The sequence below is a fragment of the Salipiger sp. genome, from assembly GCF_059781815.1.
In genome coordinates this window covers 1-5,754 of record NZ_JBYNAH010000286.1, presented here as the reverse complement: position 1 = coordinate 5,754, position 5,754 = coordinate 1, and the positions used below count along the sequence as shown (strand labels likewise).

Annotated in this window: 12 protein-coding genes and 1 pseudogene; 12 read left to right on the top strand and 1 reads right to left on the bottom strand. The window is 63.1% G+C overall.

What is annotated here, in order from left to right:
* The 12 genes and pseudogenes from AC6RA4_RS22945 to rpmD form a co-directional block, all read left to right on the top strand.
* Nucleotides 1-347, top strand: a pseudogene (locus AC6RA4_RS22945) (TIGR02466 family protein); the annotation flags it as partial.
* A gap of 273 nt (nucleotides 348-620) precedes the next feature.
* A complete protein-coding gene (rpmC, locus tag AC6RA4_RS22940; RefSeq protein ID WP_007792750.1) occupies nucleotides 621-827 on the top strand; it encodes a 50S ribosomal protein L29 in 207 nt (68 codons plus the stop codon).
* A gap of 12 nt (nucleotides 828-839) precedes the next feature.
* Complete coding sequence (gene rpsQ, locus AC6RA4_RS22935) at nucleotides 840-1,070, top strand: 30S ribosomal protein S17 (RefSeq protein WP_222601848.1); 231 nt, start codon at nucleotides 840-842, stop codon at nucleotides 1,068-1,070.
* A 75-nt stretch (nucleotides 1,071-1,145) separates the two neighbouring features.
* Complete coding sequence (gene rplN, locus AC6RA4_RS22930; RefSeq protein ID WP_023851005.1) at nucleotides 1,146-1,514, top strand: 50S ribosomal protein L14; 369 nt, start codon at nucleotides 1,146-1,148, stop codon at nucleotides 1,512-1,514.
* Nucleotides 1,514-1,825, top strand: coding sequence for a 50S ribosomal protein L24 (gene rplX, locus AC6RA4_RS22925; RefSeq protein WP_500164238.1), 312 nt, complete (start codon nucleotides 1,514-1,516; stop codon nucleotides 1,823-1,825). Before rplN ends, rplX begins: the two co-directional genes overlap by 1 nt.
* Nucleotides 1,818-2,378, top strand: a complete 561-nt coding sequence (gene rplE, locus AC6RA4_RS22920; RefSeq protein ID WP_007792725.1) for a 50S ribosomal protein L5 — start codon at nucleotides 1,818-1,820, stop codon at nucleotides 2,376-2,378. The genes rplX and rplE overlap by 8 nt, the downstream gene beginning before the upstream one ends.
* 11 nt (nucleotides 2,379-2,389) lie before the next feature.
* Nucleotides 2,390-2,695 carry a 30S ribosomal protein S14 gene (gene rpsN / locus AC6RA4_RS22915; protein ID WP_500164236.1) on the top strand — a complete coding sequence of 102 codons (306 nt, stop codon included), beginning with the start codon at nucleotides 2,390-2,392 and terminating at the stop codon, nucleotides 2,693-2,695.
* A 12-nt stretch (nucleotides 2,696-2,707) separates the two neighbouring features.
* Nucleotides 2,708-3,100: a 30S ribosomal protein S8 gene (rpsH, locus tag AC6RA4_RS22910; RefSeq protein ID WP_222601844.1), complete on the top strand. Its 393-nt coding sequence runs from the start codon at nucleotides 2,708-2,710 to the stop codon at nucleotides 3,098-3,100.
* A 10-nt stretch (nucleotides 3,101-3,110) separates the two neighbouring features.
* The gene (rplF, locus tag AC6RA4_RS22905) at nucleotides 3,111-3,644 is read left to right on the top strand and encodes a 50S ribosomal protein L6 (RefSeq protein WP_500164234.1); all 534 of its coding nucleotides are present in this window, start codon (nucleotides 3,111-3,113) and stop codon (nucleotides 3,642-3,644) included.
* A gap of 11 nt (nucleotides 3,645-3,655) precedes the next feature.
* Nucleotides 3,656-4,015 carry a 50S ribosomal protein L18 gene (gene rplR / locus AC6RA4_RS22900; protein WP_500164232.1) on the top strand — a complete coding sequence of 120 codons (360 nt, stop codon included), beginning with the start codon at nucleotides 3,656-3,658 and terminating at the stop codon, nucleotides 4,013-4,015.
* A 186-nt stretch (nucleotides 4,016-4,201) separates the two neighbouring features.
* Entirely contained in the window at nucleotides 4,202-4,780 is a 579-nt protein-coding gene (gene rpsE, locus AC6RA4_RS22895; protein ID WP_500164230.1) for a 30S ribosomal protein S5, read from the top strand.
* Between the two features lie 5 nt (nucleotides 4,781-4,785).
* On the top strand, nucleotides 4,786-4,974 hold the full coding sequence (gene rpmD / locus AC6RA4_RS22890) for a 50S ribosomal protein L30 (RefSeq protein ID WP_222601840.1): 189 nt from the start codon (nucleotides 4,786-4,788) through the stop codon (nucleotides 4,972-4,974).
* 197 nt (nucleotides 4,975-5,171) lie between these two features.
* Here the strand turns inward: rpmD and AC6RA4_RS22885 are convergent.
* Nucleotides 5,172-5,754 (bottom strand): amino acid ABC transporter ATP-binding protein (locus tag AC6RA4_RS22885; protein ID WP_500164229.1); only part of this gene is annotated, 583 nt, incomplete at its 5' end.

The following is a 5,754-nucleotide window of genomic DNA, read 5'->3' as shown; positions in this document are numbered from 1 at the left end:
AGTTCGATCTTGGCGACAAGAAGCTGGTGGTCGAGGATATCTGGATCCACATCCTGCCCGAAGGCGGCACCCACTCCTCGCATATCCATCCGCATTCGGTGATCTCGGGGACGACCTATGTCTCGATGCCTGACGGCACCTCGGCGCTGAAGCTCGAGGACCCGCGGCTGGGCTTCATGATGGCCGCGCCGGCGCGCCGCAAGGGCTGTCGGGACGAGCTGAAGACCTTCGTCTACGAGGCGCCGGCGGTGGGCGATGTGCTGCTCTGGGAATCGTGGCTGCGTCACGAGGTGCCGCCCAACACGGCGGAAGACGTGCGCATCTCGGTCAGCTTCAAATACAAGTGGGTGTGCGCACCGGTCCGGGCTTTGCCCGGCAAACGCTCCGGGGGAGCGTTTGAGGTGCGAACGGGCGGAGACCAACGGTTCGGCCCCGAAGCGGACGATTGGCGAAGCAGGGCAGGGGGCAGATCTGCCCACCCAGGGCCCCGAAGCCCTTTCTCCCTTGCCTTATGCGCGATCCCGGCCTATAGAGCGCGCTCATCCACCTCCACCGGGAATCAGGGTGACCCGCATAACGACGGGGCTCTCCGGTGATGTTGCAACAAAGGAGCGACCGACATGGACGCCAAAGAGCTTAGCTCGAAGACCCCGGACCAGCTCCGGGACGAGCTCGTGGCCCTGAAGAAGGAGGCCTTCAACCTCCGCTTCCAGAAGGCCACCGGAGCCATCGAAAACACCGCACGCATCCGCCAGGTCCGTCGTGACGTGGCGCGTGTGAAGACCGTGCTGAACCAGAAAGCCGCTGCCGCGGCTTCGGCGGAATAAGGAGTTAACCCCATGCCCAAGCGTATCCTGCAAGGCACCGTGACCTCCACCGCCAACGCTCAGACCGTCACGGTCCAGGTGGTCCGCCGCTTCAAGCACCCCGTGCTGCAGAAGACCATCAAGAAGTCGAAGAAGTACCGCGCTCACGACGAGGCGGAAAAGTTCGCAGTCGGCGACAGCGTCCGCATCATCGAATGCGCGCCGAAGTCGAAGACGAAGCGCTGGGAAGTGATCGCGGAGTAATCCGCCCACATCCCAGTTTGATCGAAACCCTGGGGGGTAGACCTAGAACAACCCCCAAAGGTCGGGAGAAACCACATGATCCAGATGCAGACCAATCTGGATGTCGCTGACAACTCCGGTGCCCGGAAAGTTCAGTGCATCAAGGTCCTCGGCGGCTCGCATCGCCGCTACGCATCGGTCGGCGACATCATCGTCGTCTCGGTGAAAGAGGCCATTCCGCGCGGCCGCGTGAAGAAGGGTGACGTCCGCAAGGCCGTCGTCGTGCGCACCGCCAAGGAAGTCCGCCGTGAAGACGGCACGTCCATCCGCTTCGACCGCAACGCGGCCGTCATCCTGAACAACGCGGGCGAGCCGGTCGGCACCCGTATCTTCGGGCCGGTCGTTCGCGAGCTGCGCGCGAAGAACTTCATGAAGATCATCTCGCTCGCGCCGGAGGTGCTCTGATGGCTGCCAAGTTGAAAAAAGGTGACAAGGTCATCGTTCTTGCCGGCAAGGACAAGGGCAAGACCGGAACCATTGAATCCGTCGATCCGAAGGCCGGCAAGGCCGTCGTCGGCGGCGTGAACATGGCGATCCGTCACACCCGCCAGTCGCAGGACTCGCAGGGCGGCCGTCTGCCGCAGGCGATGCCCCTCGACCTGTCGAACCTCGCCATCGTCGATGCCAACGGCAAACCGACCCGCGTTGGCTTCCGCATGGAAGGCGACAAGAAGGTCCGTTACGCCAAGACCACGGGGGACGTGATCGATGCTTGATACCGCGACCTACACCCCGCGTCTCAAGACGCAGTTCCGCGACACGATCAAGGCCGCTCTGAAAGAAGAGTTCGGCTACACCAACGACATGCAGATCCCGCGTCTGGACAAGATCGTCCTGAACATCGGCTGCGGTGCCGAGGCCGTGCGCGACTCCAAGAAGGCGAAATCGGCTCAGGAAGACCTGACCAAGATCGCCGGCCAGCTGGCCGTCACCACGAAAGCCAAGAAGTCGATCGCCGGCTTCCGCGTTCGTGAGGACATGCCGCTTGGTGCCAAGGTGACCCTGCGTGGTGACCGTATGTACGATTTCCTTGACCGCCTGGTGAACATCGCGATGCCCCGCATCCGCGACTTCCGCGGCGTGAAACCGTCGTTCGACGGCCGTGGCAACTTTGCCATGGGCATCAAGGAGCACATCGTCTTCCCGGAAATCGAGTTCGACAAGGTCGACGAGGTCTGGGGCATCGACGTCATCATCACCACCACCGCGGCAACCGACGCGGAAGCCAAGGCGCTGTTGAAGCATTTCAACATGCCCTTCAACGCCTGAGGAGCGAACACATGGCCAAAAAATCCATGATCGAACGCGAAAAGAAGCGCCAGGCGCTGGTGGAGAAGTACGCCGCCAAGCGCGCTGAGCTCAAAGAGATCGCGAACGACGAAAGCAAACCGATGGAAGAGCGCTTCAAGGCCCGCCTGAAGCTGGCGAAACTGCCGCGCAATTCCTCGCCGACCCGTCTGCACAACCGGTGCCAACTGACGGGCCGTCCCCACGCCTACTACCGCAAGCTCAAGATCAGCCGTATCGCCCTGCGCGAACTCGGCTCGAACGGCCAGCTTCCCGGTGTCGTGAAATCGAGCTGGTAAGGAGGGTATGAGATGAACGATCCTATCGGCGATATGCTCACCCGTATCCGCAACGCGCAGCTGCGCGGCAAGTCGGTCGTGTCGACCCCTGCCTCCAAGCTGCGTGGCTGGGTTCTCGACGTGCTGGCGGACGAAGGCTACATCCGCGGCTACGAGTCCGGGACCGACAAGAACGGTCACCCGACGCTCGAGATCAGCCTCAAGTACTACGATGGCACCCCGGTCATCCGCGAACTGCAGCGGGTCTCCAAGCCCGGCCGTCGCGTGTACATGGGTGTGAAGGACATCCCCTCGGTCCGTCAGGGCCTGGGTGTGTCGATTGTCAGCACGCCGAAGGGCGTGATGTCGGACGCAAACGCCCGCGCTGCCAATGTCGGCGGCGAGGTGCTCTGCACGGTATTCTAAGGAGGGACGGATGTCTCGTATTGGGAAAAAGCCGGTTGAGCTGCCCTCGGGTGTTTCCGCATCCGTCAGCGGCCAGACCGTTGAAGTGAAGGGCCCGAAAGGCGCCCAGACCTTCACCGCCACCGACGACGTGACCATCGCGGTCGAGGACAACACCATCACCGTGACGCCGCGCGGCAATTCCAAGCGCGCCCGTCAGCAGTGGGGCATGTCCCGGACCGTCGTTGCGAACATGGTCTACGGCGTCCAGAACAGCTTCAAGAAAGAGCTCGAGATCCAGGGTGTGGGTTACCGCGCTCAGGTTCAGGGTTCGACCCTGAAGCTGAACCTGGGCTACAGCCACGATGTGAACTTCGACATTCCGCAGGGCATCACGGTCACCACGCCGAAGCCGACGGAAATCATCGTCGAGGGCCACAACGCCCAAGAGGTCGGTCAGGTTGCGGCAAACATCCGCGACTGGCGCCGTCCGGAGCCGTACAAGGGGAAGGGTATTCGCTACAAAGGTGAGTACATCTTCGCCAAGGAAGGCAAGAAAAAGTAAGGACGCGGACAATGGCAAACAGCAAACTGCAACTGTTCCAGAAGCGCCGCCTGCGCGTCCGGAACAAGCTTCGCAAGGTCAACGCCGGTCGCGTGCGCCTGTCGGTGCACCGTTCGAACAAGAACATCAGCGCCCAGCTGATCGACGACGTTCGCGGTGTGACCCTCGCCTCGGCCTCCACCATGGAGAAGGACCTGGGCGTGGTCGGCAAGGGCAACGTGGAAGCGGCCCAGAAAGTGGGCGCCCTGATCGCCGAGCGTGCCAAGGCCGCCGGCGTGGAAGAAGCCTATTTCGACCGTGGTGGCTTCCTCTATCACGGTCGCGTCAAGGCTCTGGCCGACGCAGCCCGCGAGGGTGGCCTGAAGATCTGATCTGTCGCGGCGGGGCACGTCCCCGCCCGGCGATCCCTTTCGGGGCAGCTTCGGTTGCCCCGTTCTTGTAGGCGGAAACGCCTCGATGATCCGGGAGACGCCTTCTGCGCCTCACCTGGATTGCTCCAACCCGGTGGCTCCGGTCCCAGGACCGCAGCGCGCCGACCCTGAACAGAGGAATGCCTGATGGCAGAACGTGAAAACCGCCGCGGCAACCGTCGCGACCGCGAGGAAGCCCCGGAATTCGCCGATCGCCTTGTTGCGATCAACCGTGTGTCCAAGACCGTGAAGGGCGGTAAGCGCTTCGGCTTCGCCGCGCTCGTCGTCGTCGGCGACCAGAAAGGCCGTGTCGGCTTTGGCAAGGGCAAGGCCAAGGAGGTCCCCGAGGCCATCCGCAAGGCCACCGAGCAAGCCAAGCGCAAGATGATCCGCGTGCCGCTGCGCGAAGGCCGCACCCTGCACCACGACATCGAAGGCCGTCACGGTGCTGGCCGCGTTGTGATGCGCACCGCACCGCAAGGTACCGGTATCATCGCCGGTGGTCCGATGCGTGCCGTGTTCGAGATGCTGGGCGTGCACGACGTGGTCGCCAAGTCGATCGGCTCGCAGAACCCGTACAACATGATCCGCGCCACCCTGGCCGGCCTCGAGCGCGAGCAGTCGCCGCGCAACGTCGCCCAGCGTCGCGGCAAGAAAGTGGCCGACATCCTGCCCAAGCGCGACGACGCGCCGGCCGAGTCGACCCAAGTCGCTGAGGAGGCCTGAGATCCATGGCTAAAACCATCGTCGTGAAGCAGATCGGCTCGCCGATCCGCCGCCCCGAAGTCCAGCGCAAGACCCTCATCGGTCTGGGCCTGAACAAGATGCACAAGACCCGCGAGCTCGAGGACACCCCCTCGGTGCGCGGCATGGTCGCAAAGATCCCGCACCTCGTCGAGATCATCGAAGAGCGCGGCTGAAGCATCCCGCTTCGACAGCATTGAGACACGCCCCGGAGAGCAATCTCCGGGGCGTGTTTCGTTTTGCGCGGGGCCTCCCCAAAGGGCGCAAGAATTTTAGCTAAAATTCTTGGCCCCTGGCCGAGCGAGGCACGAAAAAAGCCCATCCGAAGCGGACGGGCTTTTCCGATAATGTCTCTGCCCGTGGGGCAGGGGGCTCAGTGGCCGAGGATCTGGCTGAGAAACAGCTTGGTGCGCTCGTGCTGCGGGTTGTTGAAGAACGCCTTGGGCTCGTTCTGCTCGACGATCTGGCCCGCATCCATGAAGATCACCCGGTTCGCGACCGCCTGCGCAAAGCCCATCTCGTGGGTCACGCAGAGCATGGTCATGCCCTCTTCGGCAAGGCTGACCATGGTGTCGAGCACCTCCTTGATCATCTCCGGGTCGAGCGCCGAGGTCGGCTCGTCAAAGAGCATGATCCGCGGCTTCATGCACAGCGACCGGGCAATCGCCACGCGCTGCTGCTGACCGCCCGAGAGCTGGCCGGGATACTTGTGCGCTTGCTCGGGGATCTTGACCTTCTCGAGGAAATGCATGGCCGTGGCCTCGGCCTCCTTCTTCGGGACCTTGCGGACCCAGATCGGCGCGAGGGTGCAGTTCTCGAGGATGGTCAGGTGCGGGAAGAGGTTGAAGTGCTGGAAGACCATGCCGACTTCCGAGCGGATCTTGTCGATGTTCTTCAGGTCCGAGCCGAGCTCGGTCCCGTCGACGACGATCTTGCCCGCCTGGTGCTCTTCCAGC

Coding starts and splice junctions, on each gene's coding strand:
- rplE (WP_007792725.1), top strand. CDS start 1,818: ATGCTTGATACCGCGACCTACACCCCGCGTCTCAAGACGCAGTTCCGC.
- rpsH (WP_222601844.1), top strand. CDS start 2,708: ATGAACGATCCTATCGGCGATATGCTCACCCGTATCCGCAACGCGCAG.
- rpmC (WP_007792750.1), top strand. CDS start 621: ATGGACGCCAAAGAGCTTAGCTCGAAGACCCCGGACCAGCTCCGGGAC.
- rpsQ (WP_222601848.1), top strand. CDS start 840: ATGCCCAAGCGTATCCTGCAAGGCACCGTGACCTCCACCGCCAACGCT.
- rpsE (WP_500164230.1), top strand. CDS start 4,202: ATGGCAGAACGTGAAAACCGCCGCGGCAACCGTCGCGACCGCGAGGAA.
- rplR (WP_500164232.1), top strand. CDS start 3,656: ATGGCAAACAGCAAACTGCAACTGTTCCAGAAGCGCCGCCTGCGCGTC.
- rplF (WP_500164234.1), top strand. CDS start 3,111: ATGTCTCGTATTGGGAAAAAGCCGGTTGAGCTGCCCTCGGGTGTTTCC.
- rplN (WP_023851005.1), top strand. CDS start 1,146: ATGATCCAGATGCAGACCAATCTGGATGTCGCTGACAACTCCGGTGCC.
- rpmD (WP_222601840.1), top strand. CDS start 4,786: ATGGCTAAAACCATCGTCGTGAAGCAGATCGGCTCGCCGATCCGCCGC.
- rpsN (WP_500164236.1), top strand. CDS start 2,390: ATGGCCAAAAAATCCATGATCGAACGCGAAAAGAAGCGCCAGGCGCTG.
- rplX (WP_500164238.1), top strand. CDS start 1,514: ATGGCTGCCAAGTTGAAAAAAGGTGACAAGGTCATCGTTCTTGCCGGC.